General features: G+C 42.6%; 21 protein-coding genes. 13 read left to right on the forward strand and 8 right to left on the reverse strand.

The genetic code is table 11. The features are described 5' to 3' along the window. The 5 genes from HHA41_RS13080 to HHA41_RS09510 all read left to right on the forward strand — a co-directional run. Positions 1–201, forward strand: a 201-nt coding sequence (locus tag HHA41_RS13080; RefSeq protein ID WP_216075693.1) for a hypothetical protein, incomplete at its 5' end; no start/stop codon positions are given. 68 nt (positions 202–269) lie between these two features. Beyond that, positions 270–1,187, forward strand: a complete 918-nt coding sequence (locus HHA41_RS09495) for a VacJ family lipoprotein (protein WP_168461504.1) — start codon at positions 270–272, stop codon at positions 1,185–1,187. A gap of 101 nt (positions 1,188–1,288) precedes the next feature. Then, positions 1,289–2,257 (forward strand): RsbU family protein phosphatase GigA, encoded by a 969-nt coding sequence (gigA, locus tag HHA41_RS09500; protein ID WP_168418887.1) that lies wholly within the window; start codon positions 1,289–1,291, stop codon positions 2,255–2,257. Positions 2,258–2,370: 113 nt separating this feature from the next. Then, entirely contained in the window at positions 2,371–2,898 is a 528-nt protein-coding gene (gene gigB / locus HHA41_RS09505) for an anti-anti-sigma factor GigB (protein ID WP_168418886.1), read from the forward strand. A gap of 21 nt (positions 2,899–2,919) precedes the next feature. Beyond that, positions 2,920–3,744, forward strand: coding sequence for a carbon-nitrogen hydrolase family protein (locus tag HHA41_RS09510; protein WP_168461505.1), 825 nt, complete (start codon positions 2,920–2,922; stop codon positions 3,742–3,744). A 137-nt stretch (positions 3,745–3,881) separates the two neighbouring features. Here HHA41_RS09510 and gspE read toward each other — a convergent pair whose 3' ends face one another. After that, positions 3,882–5,369, reverse strand: coding sequence for a type II secretion system ATPase GspE (gspE, locus tag HHA41_RS09515; RefSeq protein WP_168461506.1), 1,488 nt, complete (start codon positions 5,367–5,369; stop codon positions 3,882–3,884). Between the two features lie 103 nt (positions 5,370–5,472). Here gspE and HHA41_RS09520 point away from each other — a divergent pair, with 103 nt between their 5' ends. After that, a complete protein-coding gene (locus HHA41_RS09520; RefSeq protein ID WP_168418883.1) occupies positions 5,473–6,294 on the forward strand; it encodes a hypothetical protein in 822 nt (273 codons plus the stop codon). 9 nt (positions 6,295–6,303) lie between these two features. Then, positions 6,304–7,227 carry a mechanosensitive ion channel family protein gene (locus HHA41_RS09525; RefSeq protein WP_168418882.1) on the forward strand — a complete coding sequence of 308 codons (924 nt, stop codon included), beginning with the start codon at positions 6,304–6,306 and terminating at the stop codon, positions 7,225–7,227. Positions 7,228–7,276: 49 nt separating this feature from the next. Here the strand turns inward: HHA41_RS09525 and HHA41_RS09530 are convergent, their stop codons facing one another. Continuing rightward, complete coding sequence (locus HHA41_RS09530) at positions 7,277–10,240, reverse strand: DUF2339 domain-containing protein (protein ID WP_168461508.1); 2,964 nt, start codon at positions 10,238–10,240, stop codon at positions 7,277–7,279. A 188-nt stretch (positions 10,241–10,428) separates the two neighbouring features. On the opposite strand from HHA41_RS09530, the gene polA reads away from it, so the two are divergent. Further along, the gene (polA, locus tag HHA41_RS09535) at positions 10,429–13,188 is read left to right on the forward strand and encodes a DNA polymerase I (RefSeq protein ID WP_168461509.1); all 2,760 of its coding nucleotides are present in this window, start codon (positions 10,429–10,431) and stop codon (positions 13,186–13,188) included. A 148-nt stretch (positions 13,189–13,336) separates the two neighbouring features. Here polA and HHA41_RS09540 read toward each other — a convergent pair whose 3' ends face one another. The 4 genes from HHA41_RS09540 to HHA41_RS09555 all read right to left on the reverse strand — a co-directional run bounded on the left by HHA41_RS09540 (position 13,337) and on the right by HHA41_RS09555 (position 18,122). Next, positions 13,337–14,323, reverse strand: a complete 987-nt coding sequence (locus HHA41_RS09540) for a diaminopimelate dehydrogenase (RefSeq protein ID WP_168418879.1) — start codon at positions 14,321–14,323, stop codon at positions 13,337–13,339. A 286-nt stretch (positions 14,324–14,609) separates the two neighbouring features. After that, entirely contained in the window at positions 14,610–15,095 is a 486-nt protein-coding gene (locus HHA41_RS09545; protein WP_168418878.1) for a DUF934 domain-containing protein, read from the reverse strand. Next, on the reverse strand, positions 15,088–16,731 hold the full coding sequence (locus HHA41_RS09550; RefSeq protein WP_168418877.1) for a nitrite/sulfite reductase: 1,644 nt from the start codon (positions 16,729–16,731) through the stop codon (positions 15,088–15,090). The genes HHA41_RS09545 and HHA41_RS09550 overlap by 8 nt, the downstream gene beginning before the upstream one ends. 272 nt (positions 16,732–17,003) lie before the next feature. Next, on the reverse strand, positions 17,004–18,122 hold the full coding sequence (locus HHA41_RS09555) for a CaiB/BaiF CoA-transferase family protein (RefSeq protein ID WP_168461511.1): 1,119 nt from the start codon (positions 18,120–18,122) through the stop codon (positions 17,004–17,006). A gap of 210 nt (positions 18,123–18,332) precedes the next feature. On the opposite strand from HHA41_RS09555, the gene HHA41_RS09560 reads away from it, so the two are divergent. The 4 genes from HHA41_RS09560 to HHA41_RS09575 all read left to right on the forward strand — a co-directional run bounded on the left by HHA41_RS09560 (position 18,333) and on the right by HHA41_RS09575 (position 23,440). After that, on the forward strand, positions 18,333–19,343 hold the full coding sequence (locus HHA41_RS09560) for an AraC family transcriptional regulator (RefSeq protein ID WP_168461512.1): 1,011 nt from the start codon (positions 18,333–18,335) through the stop codon (positions 19,341–19,343). 233 nt (positions 19,344–19,576) lie between these two features. Further along, positions 19,577–20,782 (forward strand): acetyl-CoA C-acetyltransferase, encoded by a 1,206-nt coding sequence (locus tag HHA41_RS09565; protein ID WP_168461513.1) that lies wholly within the window; start codon positions 19,577–19,579, stop codon positions 20,780–20,782. Positions 20,783–20,792: 10 nt separating this feature from the next. After that, positions 20,793–22,928, forward strand: coding sequence for a 3-hydroxyacyl-CoA dehydrogenase NAD-binding domain-containing protein (locus HHA41_RS09570; RefSeq protein WP_168461514.1), 2,136 nt, complete (start codon positions 20,793–20,795; stop codon positions 22,926–22,928). A 170-nt stretch (positions 22,929–23,098) separates the two neighbouring features. After that, entirely contained in the window at positions 23,099–23,440 is a 342-nt protein-coding gene (locus HHA41_RS09575; RefSeq protein WP_168461516.1) for a hypothetical protein, read from the forward strand. Positions 23,441–23,538: 98 nt separating this feature from the next. On the opposite strand, the gene HHA41_RS09580 is transcribed toward HHA41_RS09575, so the two are convergent. Next, a complete protein-coding gene (locus HHA41_RS09580; protein WP_168461517.1) occupies positions 23,539–23,961 on the reverse strand; it encodes a GNAT family N-acetyltransferase in 423 nt (140 codons plus the stop codon). Between the two features lie 23 nt (positions 23,962–23,984). Further along, positions 23,985–25,205 carry an SAM-dependent methyltransferase gene (locus HHA41_RS09585; protein ID WP_168461519.1) on the reverse strand — a complete coding sequence of 407 codons (1,221 nt, stop codon included), beginning with the start codon at positions 25,203–25,205 and terminating at the stop codon, positions 23,985–23,987. A gap of 98 nt (positions 25,206–25,303) precedes the next feature. Between HHA41_RS09585 and HHA41_RS09590 the strand changes: the two genes are divergently transcribed. Further along, positions 25,304–25,951 carry a hemolysin III family protein gene (locus HHA41_RS09590; protein WP_168418869.1) on the forward strand — a complete coding sequence of 216 codons (648 nt, stop codon included), beginning with the start codon at positions 25,304–25,306 and terminating at the stop codon, positions 25,949–25,951. The last annotated feature ends 44 nt before the right edge of the window (positions 25,952–25,995 follow it).

Genomic DNA, 25,995 nt, shown 5'->3' on the forward strand with positions numbered 1-25,995 from the left:
ATCTTAAATCAATCAACCAAGCTATTGTTTTTCAACAAGTTTTTATCAACATCACCGCCGATGGATGTGCATTATAGGCCAAATATTTTGCCATGCAAGGCTTTTTTCATAAAAATAATTACAGGCGTTGTTTTTTTGCTCAATTTAACTTTTTTAACACATATTTTGAGCAAATTTGCTTTAATACATCGTTCAAATTAACTGTTACTATATCCACATCGGCTATTTAACAGCTTTTGCTTACTTAGATTTAAGCGCTAGGATTCTTTATGTATCAACAAAAATATCTTTGGGTGTGCCTTTTTTCTTTAGGATTCATCACCTCTACGCATGCAACAACCGCTTCAGTTGAAGAAATTGAATCAGGAACTGCTGAAGTTGTGGTTACAGATACGACTGAAACCAAAAGCAGTCGTTTAGATGCGCTTAAAGAATTAAAAAATGTAAAAGCCAAAGATTTAAAAGTGAATGCCAATGCAGCACAGCCCGATGAAGTTAAAGACCCACTTCAACCTTTGAACCGTCAAATTTATGCTTTAAATGACATGTTGGACCGCAATATTGCACGTCCACTTGCGGTGCAATATACAGAAAAAGTACCTGGTGAAGTGCGTGGTTCTTATCGTCAATTTCGTAAAAACTTAGGTGAACCTTGGAATGCAGTCAATCAACTGATTCAAGGTCGTCCATTACGTGCAGTTAAAACTCTTGGACGTTTTAGTTTAAACACCATCACCACTTTAGGCATGGCTGACCCTGCACGTCGTTTAGGTTTAGAAACTGAAGAAGAAAATTTTGGTACGACACTGGGCTATTATGGCGTACCATCGGGGCCTTATGTCATGTTGCCAATTTACGGCCCAAGTACTTTCCGTGATGGTTTTGGAACGCTAGTAGATGGTCAAGCTCGTCCTCAAAAATATATTTTAGATGGCAATGACCGTTTATATTGGTCTGAGCAAGTCATGCGTGGTCTAGATACACGCTCTCAACTTTTAGATGTAGAACAAGTTTTACAAGGCGATAAATATGCGGCAATCCGTGATATTTATTTGCAACGTAAAAACTTTGAAATTGCAGAAAAGAAAGGACTAGATGCCGAAAGTATTTCTTTTGTGGATGATGAAACCGAAGAGTTTTTTGATGATCAAGAAGAAATAAATCTGCCTGATGAAAGCAAAGAATAATTTGTAAAACATTTTACTCAAGGTGAGTTTTTACTTTCCTTGAGTATTCAGGCATTGTTATAGTAACGCTTTGTTTAGGTTCAGGGTCAACATAAGCCTCTATGTATTTCATTCAACCCACACGTGATATTCCATATCTAGAACAGGTGCTCGACACACTTCCTAGTGTGCAAATGATTCACATAGATGACATCAGTTTGTATGACCCAACCATTATTGCCATTGCCGATGTGCAAGACTATTTAACCCATCAATGGAATTTACCCACCATTGTTTTAGCCTTTGAAGATGAAGGTACGGCCTTGGTTCAGGCTTGGGAACAAGGTGCTTTAGCGGGTTGGTTATGGAATCGTTTACCCGAAAACCCACCACAAGCCCTACGCAAAATTGATGCGCAATATAAGCGCAATCAAGACAGTCGTGACTTGCCTTCTGCAGCAGAACTACAAAAAAAATTACTGCCAAATCCAATTGAGCTTTGCAACTACCAAGTTGAAACGTTGTTTAAACCTTCGGCTTATTTGTCGGGGGATTGGTTTGACTATTGGAAAATCAGCGACAAAGAAATTATGTTCTATTTGGCCGATGTTTCTGGACATGGTGTGACCAGTAGTCTGCTCACTTCATGGATGGCCGCGTTTCATGGCCGCTCTAAAACACCACGTGAATTGATTAAAAAATTAAATGGTATGTTGGTTCAAGAAAATATTGAAAAACATATCACCATGATTAGTGGGATTTTAAACATTGAAACCCACCAATTACGCTGGTCCAGTGCTGGGCATTACCCTCCTGCGATTATTTTTGAGCCCAATCAAGCACCTAAAATTTTAAATACCAGCAGCTTTCCTTTGGGTCTGACTGAAGATTTAGAGGTGGAAGAATTTGAATGTATTTTAAATAAACAGGCACGTTTTATTATTTGCTCTGATGGTGCGCTTGAACCTTACAGTGGTGGCTTGAATGAACAGTTTGAGCAATTGATCTTTCATTTGCAAAATCAGTCCTTCCAAGCTCCTGACCATGTGGCAGATGACATTGCCATTTTGAGTTTATGCCGTACAAAATAAACGATTATTCAATCGCTTAACATCTACACCTCGCATATACGACTGTAAGCTACTTGAGTCTACATAGTCGCTATGGGATAATTATTTAATCCTTCTCTGCAAATGGCATTTATATGTCAACAGGTCATGTTGAATATGCAAGCTTGAATGGAACGCATATCTTTAAGCTTTTTGGCGAAGTGCGTGCCCAATCTTGTATTAGTCTAGACAAACTACTCAGTAAAATTGAACAGCAATCCAATGTGGTGGGTGCAATTGTAGATTTAACTCAAACCACATTTATTGACAGCACAGTTTTGGGCGTATTGGCTAAACTAGGCTTAAAACTCAAACAAGTGCATCAAATTCAAGCCGTCATGCTATCGACCAATCCAGACATTACTACCTTAGCCAACAGCATGGGCTTAGGACAAGTGTTTGTGATTCTGAATTACTGTGGCGATCCAACCGTCTGCACACGCGAGTTAGTGGAAGAACATGTTACTCATAGCAATATGCTAACCACCGTACTTGATGCACACAAAACTCTCATGAAGCTGAATGAGAACAACCAAAATATGTTTGAGCCTTTGGTCAAACAGCTACAAAAAGAACAAGATACGCTGGATCAATGTGCTGAAAACAACCAGCAAAATGTCTGATCTCTTTACTGGAGCGCACCCATGACTTTACTTTCTGTTGCACAAATGAATTCTCAAAACGATTTGGAAGAAAATTTCAAAACCATTGAGACATTGATTCAACAAAGTAAAGCCGATGGTGCAGAACTGATCGTTTTTCCTGAAAATTTTGTCTGCTTTGCAGCGGGCAAGCAACGTGAAACTGCTGCAAAGTTTGAAACTATTCAACAGCGTTTAGAACAGCTTGCACATCAACATCAAATCTGGATTGTGGCGGGGACTTTGCCGTGCCCTTATCGCCCTGATGGCTCCACAATTGCTGATGGTCGTGTACGCACGGTCAGTTTATGTATTAGTCCTGAAAAAACTGAAGCACGTTATGACAAAATTCATTTGTTTGATGTGCAAGTGGGTGACTCTGTTGGTGGTTATCAGGAATCTAAATTTTTTGAACCTGGCTCTGAAACGGTAGTTGCAAAAACACCTTTTGGCAATATTGGCTTGATGGTGTGTTATGACTTGCGCTTTCCTGAATTGGCTTTAACTTTACGTGCTCAAGGTGCAAATATTTTAACAGCACCCTCAGCCTTTACTTACACTACAGGTCAAATGCATTGGCAATTGCTGTTGCAGGCACGTGGCATGGACAGCCAGTGTCAAGTACTGGGTGCAGCACAGCAAGGTTGGCATAGTGAAAAACGCCAAACTTGGGGGCATTCAGGTGCGGCCAATTCACGTGGGCAATTATTGGCAATTGTGGAAAATGAAGGCGCTCAACTGATTACTGTACCCTTTGATTTAGCAGAACAAAGTAAAGTCCGTGAATCTATGCCCTTAATGCAGCATCGTCGTTTGTTGCAATTTTAATATTTTGATTTCATAAAATAATACCCATAAAAAAGTTGATCATTTTTTGTGATCAACCTTTTTTATTTTAGATTATATGCCTCAACATCCTTAAGTCTTTTTATAGATCAGCATTTAATGATCTGTCATCGCCTAACTTATTCAGCTGCCTCATTGGTGACACGCAAGACTTCTTCCAAGGTAGTTTTACCTGCCAAAACTTTGCGCAAACCATCTTCACGAATTGAGCCAGACTGCTTTCTTGCATAATCTTCTAGTTCATATTCTGCGGCATTGCCATGAATCAAACGACGCATCGCTTCATCTACAGGCACAATTTCATAAATGGCGGTACGCCCTGTAAAACCGGTATGTGAACAATGATCACAACCTTTTGGTTGAGGCAGTTTTAAATCGGTCGCATCTGTCACATTTTTAAACAGTTCTTTTTCAAAGTCATCTGCGTCATGCCACGTGGCACATTGTGAACATAAGGTACGCACCAAACGCTGTGCAATAACGCCAATTAGAGAACTTGACAGTAAGAATGGCTCTATTCCCATATCTTTTAGACGGGTAACCGCACCAATGGCTGTATTGGTGTGCAATGTAGATAGCACCAAGTGACCCGTTAAAGAAGCCTGCACCGCAATTTCGGCAGTTTCTAAATCACGAATCTCCCCCACCATCACCACGTCTGGGTCTTGACGCAGCATCGCCTTTAAAGCACGTGCAAAGGTCATATCCACTTTGGTGTTGACCTGTGTTTGCCCAATCCCTTCAAGTTGATATTCAATTGGGTCTTCTGCGGTCAAAATATTTTTAGAGCCATCATTCAAGTCTGACAATGCGGCATACAAAGTCGTGGTTTTACCCGAACCAGTAGGCCCTGTGACCAAAATAATCCCGTGTGGACGATGCACCAATTGCTTTAGGCGTTCATAGTCGTTTTGCATAAGCCCCAGATGGGTCATATTCAAACGCCCTGCCTGCTTATCCAGCAAACGCATCACCACTCGCTCACCATGTGAAGATGGCAGTGTTGAAACACGCACGTCCACCTCACGGCCTGCTAATCTAAGCGAAATACGACCATCTTGAGGAATACGTTTTTCAGCAATATCGAGCTTGGCCATGACTTTAATACGCGACACCAACAACGGCGCCAATTCACGACGAGGCTGTACAATTTCACGTAGCTGACCATCGACCCGTAAACGCACCGACAGTTTCTTTTCAAATGATTCAATATGAATATCGGATGCACCGACCCGAATCGCTTCAGACAACAAGGCATTGATTAAACGCACAATAGGTGCATCATCTTCCTGATCCATTAAGTCTTCTGCTTCAGGTACAGAGTCTGCCAAACTGAGTAAATCAGGATGATCTTCCAGCCCTGCCGCGACTTGCTGAGATTCGCCAGTATCGCCTGCAAAACTGCTGCTTAATAATTGATGAAACTCTTGATCGCTACAAAGTTGATGCTGCGCAGGATGTCCCAAAAAACGACGTGCTTCCTGAATTGCAAGCATAGGGGTATTTTCACGACGTACAATAAAGGCATGATCGCCCTCATAACGAATCAGCACCCCATGCCGTTTGGCAAAGCTATACGGTATTTGTAATTGTTTCAGTACTTGCATCAGCGATTATAATAATGATGAAAAAATTTAATTTGAGTGTACTCTAAGCGTATGACAGCGTGAAGTCTGTTTTTCACTGATTTATCAACAAAGGGATAGGCCATTGTCACAAAATCATGAGATTTCAGAACTCGATTCATCCAAATTAAAATGGTGGGGTGACTATGAGTTTGAGCTTAATCGTCCTAAAGCATGGCAATTTGGTTCATTGTTATTGCGTTTGACCCGCGGCATGCAAGAATGGCGTTTGGAATACTATCGTCCGCAAATTCAATACGATTATGAACAGCAATGGCACACGATTGACGATCCTGAATTTGCTTTTCCACAACCTGTGAAAGTTGAACGCTATATGTTCAAATCGACACAGAGCAAATTACAACTGATGCCACGTTTAGCAGACCGCTCTGTGGTGATTAAACCTGTTGATCCAATTTATATTCCTGCAGGGCAGCGCGGTACACTGTATATCAGTACACCACTGTGGATGGCAGGATTTGTAGATGGTCAACGTGAACCCATTTTTGACCTACCTATTATTCGCCCAAAAGATACTTGGTTTGGCCCGAATCATCGTACCGGTGAAATTTGCTATGCCACGGCAGTGGATGGTCGTACTGAATTGCATCAACTCAAACCACGTGCCTTTCGTGCAGTGACTCCAATTGAATTTCACAATACCAGTAATCAGCAATTGCGCTTTGACCGTATGAGTGTACCTGTACCTGCGCTACCTTTATTTTTTAGTGAAAGTACAGGCCGTTTATGGACTTCACAAATTAGAGTCATGCATGAAGGTTTAGACCGCCCGCCACGGATTCGGATTGAAAACCGCACGCCACCACATGCAGGTGAAGTCACCTATTTACAGCCACCACGTGAAACGGCAGGTGCGTTGTTTAATATGTTTGAGTCATTTTTCTAAGAGGATGTCATGGCAGATTCCAATATTTCCAAAGAAATCACCAACAGCCTCAAAGGGATATTTACCAGTGTCAATACAGATCGCTTGACCGAAATTTTGGTTGCAGTGGTACTGTCACTCATTGGCTTTTTAATTGCACGTTTTGTTTCCAATACCTTTGTACGTACCATCGGTGCACGTTTTAATGCACATCAACGCTTGGTCTGGCGACGTGGTATTTTCTATTTTATTTTTCTGCTGTTTGTGATGGCTAGCCTTAAGGAGGCAGGCTTTAAGCTGAGTGTTTTCTTGGGCGCAGCAGGTATTTTAACGGTAGCACTTGGTTTTGCATCCCAAACATCAGCCTCTAACTTAATTAGTGGTATGTTCCTGATTGGTGAAGGCTCTTTTGAGGTGGGTGATACTATTCAAATCACCCTGATTCGTGGGCATACCATTGAAGGTGAAGTGATTTCAATTGACTTGCTTTCAGTGAAATTACTGACCCAAGACAATATTTATGTGCGTTTGCCCAATGAACAATTGATTCGTGCTCCAGTACATAACCTATCCAAATTTCCAATACGGCGTGTCCCGATTACCCTCGCCATTAATTTCCATGAAGATATTATTAAAGTACGTGAAGTCTTGCTGAGTGTGGCCAATCAATATCCGCTAGTTTTATCTGACCCAAAACCAGCAGTGACGGTTACAGCTTTCCGTGAGTCTTCAATTGAATTGTTATTTGCAGTGTGGTGTCAGCAAGAAAACTTCTTAAAAGTACGTGATGAAATGCAAGAGCGTATTCGTAATGGTTTCTTGGACAATTGCATTGAAATTCCTGTACCAAAAATGGGTTTTGTTGATCATCCATTATCACGCCCCTTGAGTAATGACGAACTTGATCAGTACGCCAATGCCAAAGAACTGAAACGAGAACCTGACTTAAAGTAATCGTTTTGAATCACACCCACTTCGTCATAAATACAACCTGAGCGCCAGCTTAAGTTTTGGAAGATGGCGAAGTGTTGTTTTTAGCAAGATCAGGTTCAGGAATTGGAGCAATATAGGCAATCAGCAGCATACCCAAACCTGCCGCAAAGAATGAGAGTACCCGCATAAGGGTGCCAATATTGGATAAATCCAGAAGTACCAGTTTCAAGGTTACCATCACCAAAATACTGCTGCCTAGAATCCATAAGGCACGTAATTGCTTGAAACTGGCAATCCACATTGCAATACATGCCAAACTGACCCAAAGTACAGTCAGGCTTAACTGTACGGTGGCATCTTGCCAAACGGCAATCTCGTTGATTGGCGTACCTAAATACAAATGCAAGGCACGCAAAAGAACATAACTGCTTAACCATAGCAGACTGACAACCATAATCACCGCAGCTAAGCCCTGATCTAAATCAGTTTTTCGCTGTAAATTCAGCATCCACAAAATAGCCACCAACATGGCGATGCTGACCAAATCAAATGGATTCAGAATTGGCAAAACATAGCCATAAAATGCCTGCTCATTGAGCAGTTGTGAACACAACATCCAAAATAGCATTAAGACCAAGTTACTGCGCGCATACCAGAATATACGCCAGTCTGACTCTGGCTTTTGCCACCAGCACCATGCTGCAAATATCAGCGGTAAAATCACCACACTGCTATAAGTATGCTCAGGTAACAGCGTTAAACTTGCCAGTGCTAAAGCAGGAATCAGCCCTAAACTCACCCAGACTTTATCGGTGCGTACCGTCCATAAAGGGCGTAACCACAAAACACTGAGTAAAAGTGCAAATAGTGCAAATAGCATTCGCTCTGTGCCTGATACCCATTGGATTGCCCCATCATAATCACGGCTGATCACTAAAGATAAAGCAGCGAACATGACTGGAGTGAGTCCCAACCACTTTGGCAGTAGCCAAGACCACGAGGCCTGTCGTGAAAGTATGACTTCATTCATACATACATAGGCTGTGACGATTGCCAGCAGCGTCCAAACCATGGCATGTTCGCCAACTAAGCTGTCTAGACCTAACCACAACCACAGACTGCTGGCAGACAGCAGCATGAAACAAAATATGCTGATCGTACCTGTGCTGAGTTGTGCTCGAAAATCTGCTTTGCTGTTGGCCATTAATACCACAGTGGCATAACTCAGACTGAGTACCCAGTAAATACTGTGTTCAAAATATGGCAGCTCCACCAAGTAATACAGTCCCGATAACCCTGCAACAGCGAACAAACCTAAAGCCAAATAACGACTGATTGAAGATGCTTTGATTAAGGCAAAAGCAAAAACTGCCACACCTTGCAGTGCCCACCCGATTACGCTCCATTGCTCAGGTAATAAAATAGGCGGGATCAGCAAGCTGAAAATCAGCATCAGACTAAAATAACTCTGTGCAATAAACTTGGTTTGTGAACGCTGTCGGGTCAGCGTATATAAGGCTGCAAAAACCACAGCAAAGACCAGACTAAAAGCCGCTTGCCATCGAGTTTCTTCAAAATACATCACATATAAATAGGCGTAGGCGACAATAGGTGCACCAAAAATCAGGGCAAGGTCCAAAATAGGTTTGAATTGGAAAGTGGCGACATCATCCTGTGCCAAAAGTTGACTAAAGCGAAAACCGAGCCAAATAAAAATTGCCGCATGTGCCAACAATAAAGCACTTAAAGCCTGACGTTCAAACACATACCCATGATAAAAGGCATAGCCACCACCCACGATAGCCGTCATTAAAAATGCAACCTGATTCAGGTATTTCCAAGGGCGCACACTGCTTAAAATTGCTACCGCGATGTTAATCCCTAAATAATAGGCAATCAATTCAATGGCTGTGGCATTGCGAACAGGTAAGGTAAAGGGCGCAAAATAAGCAATCAACATTGCCATTAATGCCAGTTCGATGGACTGTTGTTTCAAACTCAGCCAAAGTGTGAGCAACATTACAGCGATAAAACACACACTGGCTATCGCTAAATTGGGAATGACCAAATTGTAATAGGCAAAAAACAAGGTCAGACACAGCCCTGCCAAACCTAAACCTTGCACCCCTAAAGCAAAGCTCCGATTTTTTGCACGTAGCAAATAACCCAATACAGTCACCGCAGCACTTACAGCTGCAACAAACATGAGTTTGACTGCCAAACTAAATTGCCAATGTTCGGTGGCAAAGCGTAGCAGCAACACCACACCTATTAACAATACGATAATGGCGACTTTCAAGACAGGATTGCCGTGCAATAACCATGTTTGCGCCTGCTCGAGTAAACTAGGATGAGATGTCCGTGTTTGTGATGATGTCTGCGCAGATGGATGAATGAAATCTTGATTTACAGCATGACTTTCAACAAAATGCTGTTCTGCTTGAGTTGCCAAAATAGCTTGAGATGGAACTGACTGAGTCGATAACTCAGAAGAATTGTCTGCCCCAGTCTGTGCTAAATCAATTCTCGATTCAGCAATGTCATCTTCTGGCGTGTATTTCCTTTCAGGTATAGCATTTTGAAGGGTAACAGTTGCTGCTACATCTGTAGTGGTCACATACGGTGCTGATGTATCCGTAGTAGACACCTCTGTTTTAGATGCACTTGTTTGCTGCCCTTGCTGAATTTGATAAACCTCCTGTTCCAAACGAGAAAGCCAACGCAACAACAGAAAAATCCATGCACCCACAGCAAGCGACACAATCAAATACCAATCCAGTAACATCCCCAGCATGGCAATCATTGCTGCCAAATACATCGGCACTTTTGAAGTAGGTACATAGCGCATAGTGTGCGCATCCATGTTATGTTCCAAGGCTTGTTGCACGCGCCCGCCATACAGCATGATACTCATACCCGCCGCAATCGCACACACATAACTCAGCATGGGTACATCCAACCACCATGCACCCATTGCAACAACCATCAATACCATGAACCAAATGATTCGAATTTCACTCTGCCCTGTCTGCATTGCTCTTCATTGTGCTTATATTTTATCTTGGCTCTGATCATACAACAGCCAGCCTGATTCTGAATCAGGATTCATCAGCAATTCAGTAACCGCTTCGACCGCTTGTCCACTTGCACTAAAAATCAGTTTCTGCGACAACTGCAAAAATCACGTACAATAAACTGCTTATTTGCAGAAGGAATCAATCCATGCCACCATTTGTCTTGGTCGATGGCTCATATTTTCTATTTCGTGCCTTTCACGCACTACCACCATTAACCACGTCAACTGGTTTACATACCAATGCAATTCGTGGAGCAATCTCTGCGATTCAAAAACTCATGCGTCGCACCCAGCCAACCCACATGGCTGTTATTTTTGATACGCCTGAACCAACTTTTCGCCATGAATTATCACCTATCTATAAAGGTGACCGCCCAAGTATGCCTGAAGAGCTATCTCAGCAAATTCCATACTTACATGCCTTAATTCGTGCCTTGGGTATTCCGTTATTTATGCTGCCTGGCGCTGAAGCCGATGACATTATTGGCACACTGGCCAAACGTGCAGAGGCCGAAGGACAGCAAGTACTGATTTCTACTGGCGATAAAGACATGGCGCAATTGGTGACTGAAAAAGTCACCCTTGAAGACAGCTTCAAAGAAAAGCCGATGGATGTTCAGGCGGTGTTTGACAAGTTTGGAGTATGGCCTCATCAAATTATTGATTACCTGACCCTAATGGGCGATGCCTCGGATGGCATTATGGGCGTACCTGGTATTGGTGCCAAAACTGCAGCCAAATTGCTGACCGAATACGGCTCCATTGGTGCTATTTTAGAAAATGCCGACAATATTAAAGGCAAAGTTGGACAAAATATTAAAGATAACGCAGATGGCATCGCATTAGACCATCAACTGGCCAGTATCGTTTGTGATTTGGACTTGGACTTTGGTTATTCTGAGCTAAAACTACAAGAACCAGATGTCGAAGCCTTACGTAATTTATATACCGAACTTGAGTTCCGTAATCAGCTGCAATCGCTGGATCATCCAAATAATCCAAACAACCGTAATTATCAGCAAGCGGCAAAAACAGTGACACCACCGACAACCAGTGAAATTGCGACAGAAGATCAGGCCACTCAAAGTAGCGTAGATGATCAACTGGGTTCTGCAAGCTATCACACCATTTTAGATGCACAGCACTGGGATGCCTTACTGCAACGTCTGAATACGGCACAGCGTTTCGCATTTGATACGGAAACCACCAGTCTAGATTATCGAGTTGCGGAAATTGTTGGTTTTTCTGTGGCGTTTGATGCAAAAGATGCCTATTACGTGCCTTTAGCACATGATTATGTAGGCGCACCACAGCAGCTCAACCGTGATCAAATCTTGGCGCAAATCAAACCTATTTTAGAAAATAATGCGGTCGAGAAAATTGGGCACCATTTAAAATATGATGCGCATGTGCTTGAAAATCATGGTATTCATTTACAAGGTTGGTATTTCGATACCATGCTGGCATCTTATGTGCTCAACTCAATTGCAACTCGACACGGCATGGATGATGTAGCACGTTTATATTTAAGCCACTTGACCACATCTTATGAGCAAATTGCGGGTAAAGGCGTTAAGCAAAAAACCTTCAATCAAATTGAAATTGAAACGGCAGCACATTATGCCGCAGAAGATGCGCACGTCACTTACCGTTTATATGAAGTGCTGTCTGCGAAGCTGCAAAAATACCCTGAATTGGTCAATATTTTGCACAACATTGAAATGCCTGTTGCCCGAGTGCTGACCAGTATGGAAGAAAACGGCATTCAGCTTGATTTGCAATTTTTAGATCAACTCGGTGTCGATTTTGCCCAAACCATGCAAGATTTGGAAAATCAAATTGTAGAGTTGGCTGGTGAAAACTTTAACGTCAGCTCACCTAAACAAGTGGGTGAAATTCTGTTTGATAAGCTTGGGCTTAAAGGCGGCAAGAAAACGGCCACAGGTCAATACAGCACCAGTGAAAGTGTTCTGGAAAAAATTGAACATCCGATCAGTGGCTTAATTTTAGACTACCGTGGCTTATCTAAGCTAAAAAGCACCTATACCGATGGTTTGCTGAAACAGGCAAATAAGGATACGCATCGGGTGCATACCAGTTATCACCAAGCCTTGACCGCAACGGGACGCTTATCTTCTACCGACCCAAATCTACAAAACATTCCTATTCGTACTGAAATTGGCCGCCAAATTCGTAAAGCCTTTGTTGCACCTAAAGGCCGTGTGCTGTTGGCAGCCGACTACTCACAAATTGAATTACGTTTGATGGCTCATTTTTCACAAGATGATGCCCTGCTTGATGCTTTTAATCACGGGCAAGACGTACACCGTCGTACTGCTGCAGAAGTTTTGGGTATTGCTTTGGAAGATGTGACTTCAGACCAGCGTCGTCAGGCCAAAGCCGTAAACTTCGGCTTACTTTACGGTATGTCTGAATTTGGCTTGATTCGTCAACTGGGTTTTACTCGTGAAGAATCACAAAACTACATCAAACAATACTTCCAGCGCTATCCGGGCATTTATGAATATATGCAACGTACCCGCCAAGTGGCACTAGAACAAGGTTTTGTAGAAACCATTTTAGGTCGTCGCCTGTACACGCCAGATATTGATGCACGGAATATGATGGTACGTAAAGCGGCAGAACGTGCGGCCATTAATGCACCACTGCAAGGTTCTGCAGCGGACATTATTAAAATGGCGATGATTGAAGTCGATAAAATGTTGCCTCAGGCACAAGCCAAAATGTTATTGCAAGTACACGATGAATTGGTATTTGAAGTCGATGCGGATGCTGCCGATGAACTTGCACCACAGTTGGCGCAAGTCATGCAATCTGTGGTGGAAATTTCTGTGCCATTACTGGTAGAAGTGGGTAAAGGCAATAACTGGGATGAGGCGCACTAAAGGATTAGTGCTTTTCTCCTAAGCGAATGAAAGCAAAGACAATAAGTATTTGCCTTTTGAGCAAAACAGTAACATCTTCGCCTAAACATTTCAGCCACAAAAAAGGACTCAATTGAGTCCTTTTTTGCTTTTAACCCCTAGGGCAAATTTAGAGTATTTCTTTACGCAATTGCTCTGGCGATTTCATTGAAAGTAAGCCTGGCGCAACATCAAAAGCGGTTTTAGCACCGTACTGCTGCATTTGGTTTAAACGGTAGCAAGCACGTGCATAAGCGACGAGAACACTTGCAGTAAACTCGGGGTTACTCTCTAGTTTTAAAGAAAACTCAAGCACTTGCTTGTGTTCATCACTGGTGTTACCACTGCGAATCACAAAGCCACCATGTGGCATACGTTGATGATCTTTAGCTAAAGTCGCTTGATCAATAAAGTTAACCGTAGTGTCATAATCTGCAAAGTAATCAGGCATGGTCACAATTGCTTGTTCCACTGCTGCTGCATCTGCGCCATCTTCAAGTACCACATAACACTCACGGGTATGTTTGTCTTTGGTGCTTAATTCAGGGCGCGAACCACTGCGTACTTTTTCCATCGCTTCAGTTGAAGGAATGGTGTATTGCACACCCGCTTTAACGCCATCCACACGACGAATTGCATCTGAGTGTCCCTGACTTAAGCCCTTACCCCAAAAGGTATACGTTTCGCCATCGGGCAACAATGCTTCACCAAATAAGCGGTTGATTGAGAACATGCCTGGATCCCAACCAATAGAAATCATGGCAGTTTTCTGATTAGCTGTAGCTGGTGCATCTACAGCAGCATAATATTCAGGAATACGCGCATGGGTATCGAAACTATCGACAATATTGAACTGGCTAGCCAATACAGGGCCTTGCTGTGGTAAATCGTCTTTTGAACCACCACATAAAATAAGCACATCAATTTTGTCTTGGAAATCTGACAATGAATCTACGTGAAACACTTGTGTTTCAGCAAAACAAGGCGAAACCGCTTCAGGTGCACGACGAGTAAAAATACCCACCAATTGTAAATCTGGGTTTTTCTGGATAGCCGTTTCAACACCACGACCAAGATTGCCATAACCAGCAATACCAATACGAATAGAATTTTGCATAAAGACAAATCACTTCATCATGAAAAAATTAAAAAACAAATCAGATGATGATCTATTTTAAATCACCATCTTGATGCGTTTTGCATGCAGCACACAACACCGCAACAGAATTTTGAGGTGCAGAAGCGTGTTTATACTACAGTATTTTGCACCAAATTAAAGCCTGAAGAATAACGGAAAAACAATCCGTACTCTAAATTTCAAACAAACAAAAAGCCTGCAATGCAGGCTTTTTGTTGTAACAGAATCAATACTGTTTTCAGGTCTAATACTTGAGTATTTAAACTTAAGCACCAGTCTGATAATTCGGTTTTGGTACAGCAGTCGATGCTTGGTAAGGATGAGTAAAGTCGGCCAAGCCCGCAGCAGCCTCGCTGACATCTTTACCTTCTTTGATCACGAAAGTATCAAAGCCTGCACGCTTCATGTAGTTCAGTACATCTTTAAATACATCACCTACGGCACGAAGTTCGCCCTGAAAACCCTGACGGCGCAATAACGCTGCAAATGAATAACCACGACCATCATTAAAACCAGCGAATTCAATAAAAATCGCATCTAGTTCAGCAAGCGGAAATTCGTGGTTTTCTGGAGAAGCATCTACGGTGAGATACAACGCTTTTTTACCTGAAACTTGCGCCAACTGATCAAGTTGCTCAACGCTTAACACTACATCACCTTGAGGTAATGCAGCATCTTCAGCAATCACTTGATAAGTATTTTCTGCAATCGTGCCATCTTTTGCGAGCACAGGCAGTGCGGTATTAAGCATAAGCACGCTCCTTAAATGGCTGGATGCCGACACGACGATAAGTGTCGATAAAATCTTCACCCTCGGTACGCAAGTCTAAATAGGTATTTAAAATTTCTTCCACGACATCTGGAATCACTTCAGCAGCAAATGATGGCCCTAAAATATCGCCAATTGAAGCGTCATGATCGGCATGACCACCCAGGGTAATTTGGTAGAATTCTGCGCCTTTTTTATCAACACCTAAAATTCCGATATTCCCCACGTGGTGGTGACCACACGCATTCATACAGCCCGAAATATTCAAATCCAATTTACCAAGGTTGTAGATGGTATCTAGATCATCAAAACGGCGTGAAATCGCTTCTGAAATTGGAATTGATTTTGCGTTAGCAAGCGAGCAGAAATCACCGCCTGGGCAGCAAATAATATCGGTAATAAAGCCAATATGCGCACGCGCCAAGTTGTTAGCATCTAACACTTGCCACAAGGCAAATAAGTCTTTTTGTGGTACATCTACCAAAGCAATGTTTTGCTCGTGTGTGGTACGCAACTCACCAAAGGTATATTGATCGGCCAAGTCTGCAATCAAATTCATTTCTTCAGTGCTCATATCACCTGGTGCAATACCCGCACGTTTTAAAGAAATCGTGACAATGCGGTAACCCTGCACTTTATGTGCATTGGTATTGATGTTGAACCATTGCTTGAATTTTGGATACTGTGCAAACAGTTCGCTAAAATCTTCATCGGCATAGTTTTGATAAGCAAATGGCGTGAAGTTTTCATCCATTTTCTGCAAAGTTTCTGCATCAATTTTTAAAGTTTTCACTGTATGTGCAAACTCAGCTTCAACTTTTTCTGCAAATACTGCTGGCGTTAACGCTTTTACCAAAATCTTGATACGTGCTTTATATTTATTGTCACGGCGACCGTGTAAGTTATAGACACGCAATACTGCTTCTAAATAAGCAATCAAATCTTCACGTGGCAAGAATTCACGAATCACACTACCAATAATTGGCGTACGGCCTAAACCGCCACCCACTTTAATTTGGTAACCCGTTTCACCTGCCGCATTTTTAACAATATATACGCCAATGTCGTGGAACGCAGTCGCTGCACGATCCACTTCTTCAAGTGCTGAAACAGCAATTTTGAACTTACGTGGCAAGAATGCAAATTCAGGGTGAAAGGTAGACCACTGACGAATTAATTCACAAGTCGGACGTGGATCTGCAATTTCACCTGCCACAACGCCTGCATATTGGTCTGTAGTGGTGTTACGAATACAGTTGCCTGAGGTTTGAATAGCATGCATTTGTACTGTTGCAAGCTCAGCTAGCATATCTGGCACATTTTCCAGTGCAGGCCAGTTAAACTGAATATTTTGACGTGTTGATACGTGTGCATAACCACGGTCATAGTCTTTGGCCAGTTGCGCCACTTTACGCAACTGCTTAGAGTTCATCAGACCGTAAGGCACAGCAATACGCAACATTGGCGCATAGCGTTGTACATACAAACCATTTTGCAGACGTAATGGACGATATTCGTCTTCAGTCAATTTGCCTGCTAAATAACGTTCCGTTTGGTCACGGAACTGTGCAACACGTTCATTAATCAGTTGCTGATCGAAATCAGTATATAAATACATGGCGTACAGCTAGTCATTTCTATTATCACGGCTGACAGCATAGCGAGATTCAATCTATCAACAAAATGTGTTTTTTACATATTTCTTAGCGATTTTATTGATAAGACATTGCAATGGCACAGCCTGCAAGCCTTTGCCGAAATTTCCAGACCTTTTACATAGCTATCACAAAATAATGCATGCTTTAGCACTTTTTATGCTAAAGCATCTATCTTCGTTTTTATTTCGTGTTTAAGTTGAGTTTCCTACATATTTTTAGCTATTGAGCATGATCACCATTGTCCTACACCTAAAGCCTGCCCAATATAGTCATAGCGCATTTTTGAACGTGAAAATTTAATAGGACAAGCCAACTGAGTTTCGGTTTGTGTGGCATTGCCTTGGATTGGAACATTTACAGTCCAACCACGCTGCTGTGCCAAGGGGGAATGTAAAGCTTCATCTAAAGTTAAAACTGGTTCTACACAAACATCGTGTTGTGCAAAGATATGCTGCCACGTGGCAAAATTTTGCGCTTTAATCTTGGCCTGAATGGCTTGTTTCACTTGTATATGGTCTTGCGGGTCTAAAGATGTGCCTTTTTCGAGCAAAATGGGCAAATCTAAAATTTGTGCCAAGCCTTGCATAAATTGTGGCTCTAAGCTGCCCACCGAAAGATAACGACCATCGGCCGTTTCATAATAGTCATAATAACTGCCTCCATTTAAGTAAGATTGCTCAGCATATTGAGGCAGCTGTGCCGCCAAAACAGCAGAAGCTGCCATATTATTTAATGTGGCAGCACAATCGGTCATCGAAATATCAATATATTGCCCTAAGCCACTGTGCTGACGCTCAATCACCGCACTCAAAATTCCAACCAAAGCATGCAATGAACCACCTGCTACATCGGCCACCTGAATACCTAGCGGTGGCGGCCCGCCTGCTTGACGTCCGCTGTGCCCTGCAATTCCCGCCAAGGCTAAATAATTAATGTCATGCCCTGCCCGATGTTTATAATCGCCCGTTTGCCCATAACCTGTAATGGAACAATAGATCAGTCGTGGATTAATTTTTGCCAAGCTGGCATAGTCCAGCCCTAAACGCTGCATCACACCAGGCCTAAATTGCTCCAATACAATATCGAACTCACCAATTTTGTCCAAAATCAATTGAATGCTGTCTGGCGATTTTAAATCGAGAGTAATGGACTGTTTGTTGCGGTTTAAATAACTGTGTGAAGTGGCCTGTCCATTGGCATAGGGTGGAAACATACGAATTAAGTCAGGCCTTGTCGCAGACTCAATATGAATCACCTCTGCACCCATATCTGCCAAATATAAACTTGCAAATGGGCCAGGCAACAAGGTGGAAAAATCTAAAACTTTTAAACCGTTCAGTGCATGTGTCATTGTTGTGATTACGCCATTTTTTCTGATTTTCCGTTTATCTTATAAACACTAAAACTGTAACACAATGTCATCTTCAGCCATTTACCTTGATCATTTCGGCAATTTATTATGTAAAATAAGTAAAATTGGTATTGTAAATTGCCAATTTCAATTTTTTAGCGTCATTTAGGTCAAGCTTACGTGAATACAAAAGAGACTGAAGGATTTAACATGAGCCGAGATACCATTAGTATCCATTTTGTCAATGCTGCGCTCACAGGTGTCAAACGACTCGGTATGGATGTCGAAACCTTATTATCTCATGTCGGTATTGAGGCGGAACTGCTGCGCCAACCGAAAGCACGTATTTCACCTGAACAATACACGCGCTTTATAAAAATGTTGTGGATGGTGACTCAAGACGAGCACGTTGGCTTTGACAGCCAACCACGTCGTTTAGGAACATTCGCAATTATGTGTCAATTGGTGATTCACGCCAAAACACTGGGCGATGCCTTAGAACTCTCCTCTCAATTCTACAAACTGTTTGGTGATGACTGGTCTGTAACCTTAGAACGTGACAAACACGAAGCACGCCTAGTGCCGTCTATTCCACAATCTATGGATCCTGATCACTTCATTACTGAAAGCATGTTAATGATTTGGCACGGCTTGGCCTCTTGGCTAATAGAGCGTCGCTTGCCTTTAGAGCGTGTGCATTTTGGCTATCCTCGTCCTGCACATGCAGATGAATACGATGCGCTATTCTTTGCACCTGTAATGCAATTTGATATGCCACGTACCGAAATTACCTTTGCAGCTGACTATTTGGATTTACCAATTCGTCAAACGCAGGAAACTTTAGACGAGTTCTTAAAAACTGCACCTGCACAATTGTTAGTGAAATTTAAAAACACCAATTCTTTAACTTCACGTATTCGCGATGTGTTAAAGAGTCAGATTGGCGAAGAAATGCCAACCCTGAACGATGTTGCTTCTATGCTGTACTTATCGCCACAAACTTTACGTCGTCGTTTGGCAGCAGAAGGCAAAAGCTATCAAGGGGTGAAAGATGCCTTGCGTCGTGATGCAGCGATTCACTTGCTACTCAATCCTGAACTGACCCTTGAAGATGTCGCACAACAAGTTGGCTTTAGTGAAACCAGTACCTTCCACCGTGCATTTAAAAAGTGGACTGGTGTAACCCCTGGTTTATATCGTCAGTTGCATGGTTATCATTAATTCACAACTAAAAATTCACACTCACCTGTGACTCCAGTTAATCGCCCTTGCACACTGCAAGGGCTTTTTTTAAGTACCACACAGCACTCTCCTCATCCACAACAGTAATCAAACCATACTGCAGTATTGGCAAAAAACTTCACTGACCTGTACCGTTCTCATCATTGCACTTCAGCATTTTCTGTTTACACTCAAAAGCAATCACTAAGAAAACTATCGACAAAGGATTGATTATGAGCGAGGCCTATATCATTGATGCCATTCGCACCCCGCGCGGCAAAGGAAAAAGAGATGGTGCTTTACATGAAGTAAAACCTATTCGCCTACTCACCACCTTATTGAATGAATTACAGCAACGACATAACTTAGACACCTCTCAAGTCGATGATATTGTTTTAGGCTGCGTCACACCTATAGGTGATCAAGGTGCAGATATTGCCAAAACTGCAGCAATTGCCGCAGGTTGGGACAATGATGTTGCAGGGGTACAAATCAATCGCTTTTGTGCTTCAGGCTTAGAAGCCGTTAATTTAGCAGCACAAAAAGTTCGTTCAGGTTGGGAAGATTTAATTGTTGCGGGCGGTGTGGAGTCTATGTCACGTGTGACAATGGGTTCAGATGGCGGTGCTTGGGCATTTGATCCTGAAACCAATATGGCCTGTGACTTTATTCCACAAGGTATCGGGGCTGACTTAATTGCCACACTCGATGGTTATAGCCGCACCGAGGTCGATCAATTTGCAGCTGCATCTCAACAAAAAGCAGCAGCAGCCCAAGTTTTAGGCTATTTTGAGCGCTCCATCGTACCAGTTAAAGATCAGGCGGGTGTGGTCATTTTGGCACAAGATGAATTTATCAAACCACAGACCACGGCTGAAAGCTTGGCTCAGCTTAAACCAAGTTTTGCAACGATGGGGCAAATGGGGTTCGATGCCATCGCCCTGCAAAAATACCCTGAAGCTGGACAAGTCAATCATGTGCATCATGCAGGCAATTCATCGGGTATTGTAGATGGTGCAGCACTGGTCTTGATTGCATCTGAACAAGCGGTACAGCAACAAAACTTAAAACCTCGCGCTAAAGTTTTAGCCACTGCATTGGTCGGCACAGACCCTGCGATCATGCTTACAGGGCCAGCACCTGCAGCACGTAAAGCCTTGGCCAAAGCAGGACTCAACATTGAAGATATTGACCTATTTGAAGTCAATGAAGCCTTTGCCGCTGTGGTGATGCGTTTTATCACGGAACTGAAAGTTGACCCTGCCAAAGTGAACGTAAATGGTGGTGCAATTGCCTTGGGGCACCCTTTAGGTGCGACAGGTGCCATGATTTTAGGCACTTTGTTGGATGAGTTAGAACGACAAGATAAAAAACGCGGCATGGCCACATTATGTGTAGGTGGTGGTATGGGAATTGCCACCATTATTGAGCGAGTATAAGGAGTACAAAATGAGCGCCATTCACTACCAAAAAAATGCCGATAATATTGTCATTCTAACTTTTGACTCGCCAAATCAATCTGCCAACACCATGAATGCAGACTTTCGAGATGCGCTGCAACAGGTCGTACAACAATTACAGTCCGATGAACAAGTAGCCGGCATTATCATGGCCTCTGCAAAAAAAACCTTTTTTGCAGGCGGTGACTTAGATGAACTGATTCAGACTCAACCTGAACAGGCCACAGCTTTTTTTGAGATGATTGAAAGCTTAAAAGCACAGCTACGTTATATCGAAACCCGTGGTATTCCTGTGGTGGCTGCCTTGAATGGCACAGCACTTGGCGGTGGTTGGGAACTGGCATTGTGCTGTCATCATCGTATTGCTATTCATAACCCCAAAACTAAATTTGGTCTGCCTGAAGTAACGCTAGGCTTATTACCAGGCGGTGGCGGAATTGTGCGGATGGTGCGCTTACTAGGCTTACAAACTGCCCTGCCACTTTTAATGGAAGGCAAACAACTGAGTGTAGAAAAAGCACAAAGTTTGGGTTTGGTGCATGAGCTTGCTAACAATGAAACAGAACTGCTCAGCAAAGCCAGTACATGGATTTTGGCACACCCACAATCACAACAAGTGTTTGATGCCAAAGGCTATAAAATTCCAGGCGGCACACCTGCAACACCTGCTGTGGCACAAATGCTTTCAATTGCCCCTGCCATCTTACGTGATAAAACCAAGGGCTGTTACCCTGCGCCTGAAGCAATTCTAGCGGCAGCGGTTGAAGGTGCTCAGGTCGATGTTGATACGGCGCTGCGAATCGAATCTCGCTATTTTACTCAGCTTGCGACAGGCCAAATTTCTAAAAACATGATTGGCACATTCTGGCATGGCTTAAATGCAATTAAATCTGGGATGAGCCGCCCTAAAGAGATTCCTGTCAATTCAGTACAAAAAGTCGGGATTTTAGGTGCAGGCATGATGGGTGCGGGAATCGCCTATGCTACCGCAACTAAAGGCATTGCGGTGGTGCTCAAAGATGTATCTATTGAACAAGCTGAAAAAGGCAAAGCATACAGTCAAAAACTGCTCGATAAACAAGTTGCCCAAGGCCGTATCCATGCAGAACGTGCTGCACAAATTATTGCCCAGATCCATCCAACCGCACTAGCAACAGATTTACAAGGCTGTGACTTAATCATTGAAGCTGTATTTGAAAATCCAGCACTTAAAGCACAAGTTACACAGGAATCAGAAGTATTTTTGCCTGAAGATGGTGTGATGGCCTCTAATACCTCGACCTTACCCATTAGTGAGTTGGCGCAAGCGGCACAAAATCAAAACCGTTTTATTGGTCTGCATTTCTTTAGCCCTGTCGATAAAATGCCGTTGGTGGAAATTATTAAAGGAAAAAATACCGATACAGCCACGTTGGCTAAGGCTTTCGATTTTGTGCAACAAATTGGCAAAACCCCAATTGTGGTGAATGACAGTCGTGGCTTTTTTACCAGTCGAGTGTTTGGCACTTTTGTACAAGAAGGTCTGCGTTTACTGGCCGAAGGCGTGCACCCTGCAAAAATTGAAATGGCAGCCTTAAAAGCAGGCATGCCTGTAGGCCCACTTGCCATTCAAGATGAAGTATCTTTAACACTGTCGGAACACGTGGCTCAGGAAGCGCGTAAAGCATTGCAAGCACAGGGCATAGATCGCGCCGCTTCTCCTGCAGATGATGTCATTCAAACCATGATTCATAAGTTTTCACGTCAAGGCAAAGCCGCAGGTGCAGGTTTTTATGACTACCCAGAACAAGGTAAAAAACAACTGTGGGCAGGCTTAAGCCACTGGTATAAAAACACTGAAATATCTGAACAAGACATGATTGATCGGTTCTTATTTGTGCAAGCGCTAGATAGCTTGCGCTGCTTAGAAGAAGGTGTTTTAGAATCTGTGGTTGATGCCAATGTTGGTTCAATTTTTGGTATTGGCTTCCCTGCATGGACAGGTGGTGCTTTGCAATTCCTGAATCAATATGGTTTAGATCAAGCTTTAGTACGTGCACAGCAATTATCAGCAGAATATGGTGAACGCTTTAATCCACCTCAACTCTTGCAAGAGCGTGTTGCTGCAGGTGCTAAAGTTATTTAGCCATTTAGTCCCATACTTCACAATTCAAGAGGGATACACCATCCCTCTTTTTATTTAATTAAAAATTACCCCAAAAAGGTAACACGCACAGAATTTAATCCGTTTTTTATGCATTTTATGTTATAAAGTTACATAATTTTAAGATATAGATTCAAATTGGGTAGATACACATGACTGAACACCTTACTCCTGAAAAATCGCCTTGGGGTTGGAAAGCACTCTTTATTTTCTGTATTTTGGGTGGAATATTCATGTTTATTTTCTGGTTGGCCGTTACCAATGAACCAGATTACATGCCAAGCCAGCAACAAAAGCAAAATACCCAACAACATGCGTTTAAAAATGCACCAGCTATGTCACAAGAAGCAATTGCAAAGGCACAAGCTGACCGTGAAGCTCGAGAAGCGTTAAAAGCTGCACCTACAGCAGATGCACATGCTATGACTGAAACTGAACATGCTGCTATGCCTGAAAGCCACGAGCAAGCACCTGCCAACACGCATGGACATTAATTTGCGCTAGCAGAAATCAATCAAAAAAATCGCCATGTTTCCAATGAAACATGGCGATTTTTTATAAAAGCCAAATAATAAAAATAAATGAGGAAAAATCAGAACTGCAAACGCATATCCACATGCGGAATACCACAGTCTAAATATGATTCACCTTCAACGTAAAAACCTAAACTTTGATAAAACGGAATTGCATGCACCTGTGCAGACAACTTGACCTCTGGGCGGCACTGCTGCCGTGCCAGTTGAATAATATGCTGCATCAACACACGTCCGAGACCTAAACCACGCTGCGACTTCAATACAGCCACACGACCAATACTATGATTTTCCAACAAGCGTGCTGTTGCAACAGCTTGCCCTGCTAGATAAACAACAAAATGCAAGGCAATTGCGTCTTGTGCATCCCACTCATCTTCAGGGGAAATGTGCTGCTCTTGTATAAACACCTGCTCACGAATGGGTTTGGCATCTACAGCTAGGCGTGCCCAGTCACCCGACTGAATTTCATAATTTTGCATTGTTTACTCCAAGCCCATCGGCCTTAGCATTTACAGCCAATCCCCTGCTGATCCCACTGATCATTCAACAACAATTCCAAAGAATGTTTCTGAATACCATACATGGCTTTCAGTTCGCGAATTTGAGCCAAAACTGCTTGATCAGGTTGATGAACATCTGCCCGCTTGGTCGCCAAAATCATTTTATTTTTACTGGTATGCTCCAACGAGACAAACTCAAACACTTTGGTGTCATAGCCATAGGCTTTAAGCAATAATGCACGAATGGTATCGGTCAACATTTCTGCTTGCTGTCCTGCATGAATGCCAAACTGCAACATTGGTTTAAGCACACTCGAACTTTGCAATTGTGGACGCAATTCTTTATGACAACACGGTGCACACATAATCATTTGTGCATTCAGGCGAATACCCGTATGAATTGCAAAATCTGTTGCCACATCGCAGGCATGTAATGCAATCATGACATCCAAGTGTTCAGGTTGATAGGTACGGACATCACCCTGAAAAAAGTCCAGCTGCTGAAAATCTGCCGCCTTTGCTACCGACTGACAGAACTCGACCATTTTCGGATTCAATTCCACCCCTGTAACCCAAGGTTTCAATTGCTGCTTTTGCAAATAATCATACAGTGCAAAGGTCAAATAGCCCTTACCTGAACCAAAATCCACCACACGCACGCTTTGCTCAGAAAGATGAATATGCGCCAATGCACCCGCAAAAATTTCAATAAATTTATTAATCTGTTTCCACTTGCGCGCCATGCTTGGAATAATCTGCGCCTGCGCATCAGTAATACCTAGAGGCTGTAAAAAAGGACTGCTTTGCTCAACATAGCGTTGCTTTTCACGATCATGCCCTTGTTGCTCTTTGGGTTTTGCAGCCGCTGTTACCGCTTTACTCATACTGAGCATGGCTTTCTTTTTATTCTTTTTAAGCTGAATTTCTTGATCTAGGGTAAATAAATTCGCCTGTTTACAATCTGCCAATAACTGACTCAATTGTGACTGGGCTTGCGCCAAAGGATAATTTTTGGTGATATCCTGCGTTTTATGACGATACAAACAACTCAATACCTGCTCTTGATTGAGTTGAATAATACGCAGGGTAATTTTTTCTAATTGTTCCAATTCGCCTTTGTACTGGCTAAGTACCACACGATCAAGTTTTTGTGTATCAATGGCTTGCTGAAAAGCCTCCAAGAATTGTTGTTCCTGCGCAGAGGGAGAAGCCAAAGTCGACATAGTGAAAACCTGAAAAAATTACAATTCAAGTTTAAATGTTATTACCCTAAAAGCAAAATTGAATTACTATACAGTTGTATAAATAAAAAAGAACACCTATGAAATTGAATGCGCCTTTAGTACCAGATTATGACCATCAAGAGGAACGGATTAACTATCTGAGCCACGGTATTGGTGCAGCTTTGGCATTAATTGGCGGTATTTTTTTACTGATCAAAGGCGCATACCTGAGTACAGGACAATGGCTAGGTTTATGGGCCTATGCCATTAGTATGGTGTTGCTCTTTTCTGCCTCTATGCTGTATCACATGGCAACTGCTGCAGACCGCCGCTATTTTTATAAAAAGCTTGATCACACTGCCATTTATTATTTAATTGCAGGCACCTACACCCCTTTTCTCTCTATTGCCATCCCTACGCCCAAAGCACAATATTTATTAATTGCACTGTGGATCATTGCCCTAATTGGCACCTTGTTCAAACTGGTATTTATCAACCGTTTTCATAAAATTTCTTTAATTGCTTATTTGGTCATGGGCTGGTTGGCCGTTTTGGTCATGGATGATATGCAGGCCTATTTAAGCAGCCAAGCACTAACTTTTTTACTGATTGGTGGCCTTGCTTACACGGTGGGTGCATTGTTTTATGCCTTAAAACGCGTAAGATATACCCACGCAATTTGGCATGTATTTGTCTTGATTGGTGCAGGAGCGCACTTTTTGTCAATTTATCTGTATGTGATTTAATCGCTCTAAAGATACAGTCATCCATCATGTGTGGATTTCTCAGT

The sequence above is a fragment of the Acinetobacter sp. A1 genome (genome assembly GCF_012371315.1).
GTDB lineage: Bacteria > Pseudomonadota > Gammaproteobacteria > Pseudomonadales > Moraxellaceae > Acinetobacter.